The sequence below is a fragment of the Candidatus Symbiopectobacterium sp. NZEC135 genome (genome assembly GCF_025962695.1).
Map to the genome: position 1 here is coordinate 1 of NZ_JAGFPF010000760.1, position 971 is coordinate 971.

The following is a 971-nucleotide window of genomic DNA, read 5'->3' on the forward strand; positions in this document are numbered from 1 at the left end:
CCCGGCGATTGGTGACGTAGGGCATGCGGGCATCGTGCACCGCCTGGATAAAGACACCACGGGATTGATGGTGGTGGCGAAAACCGTGCCTGCGCAAACGCGGCTGGTAGAATCGCTTCAGGCGCGTGAAATCACGCGTGAGTATGAGGCCGTTGCGATTGGTCGCATGACGGCGGGAGGCACGGTCAATGAACCAATGAGCCGCCATCCCACCAAACGCACCCATATGTCGGTGCATCCCATGGGAAAACCGGCCGTCACTCATTACCGCATTATGGAGCATTTTCGCAACCATACGCGCCTACGCCTGCGTCTTGAAACGGGTCGCACGCACCAGATTCGTGTTCACATGGCACACATCAATCACCCGCTGGTGGGCGATCAACTTTATGGCGGCCGTCCTCGCCTGCCCAAAGGGGCATCAGAGGAATTGGTGACAGCACTGCGCACGTTCGATCGCCAGGCGTTACACGCGACCATGCTGCGCCTGTATCATCCCATCAGTGGGATAGAAATGGAGTGGCATGCACCCATCCCACAAGATATGGTTGATTTGATTGAGGTATTAAAAGCGGACGCCGAAGCGTTCAAAGATCAATATGACTGGTGATGAGAGGCTGATGACGAGCGAACTGATACTGCCTGACTGGCCTGCGCCGCAATCTGTGCGCGCCTGTAGTACCACGAGAAGGGGAGGCGTGAGCCAAACGCCCTATGATTCGTTGAATCTTGGTGCGCACGTAGGCGATCGGCCAGAGGCGGTGTTAGCTAATCGCCAGCGGCTGGTCACGCTGGCTGATTTGCCGGCCATGCCGCAGTGGCTAAATCAGGTGCATGGAACACAGGTGGTTTCATTGTCGTCTTCGACGTCAGGCGTGTTAACCGCTGATGCCGCCTACACCAACCAACCCGGTCTGGTGTGTGCGGTGATGACGGCAGACTGTTTGCCCGTGGTATTTTGCTCGGATAGC

The 971-nt window shown here is 57.2% G+C and carries 2 protein-coding genes; both read left to right on the forward strand.

Annotated elements, in window-relative coordinates; translation table 11 throughout:
* The coding region (rluD, locus tag J5224_RS30270; protein ID WP_264628746.1) for a 23S rRNA pseudouridine(1911/1915/1917) synthase RluD at positions 1-610 on the forward strand (610 nt) is incomplete at its 5' end.
* 10 nt (positions 611-620) lie between these two features.
* Positions 621-971: laccase domain-containing protein (locus tag J5224_RS30275; RefSeq protein WP_264628747.1), on the forward strand; the 351-nt coding region annotated here is incomplete at its 3' end.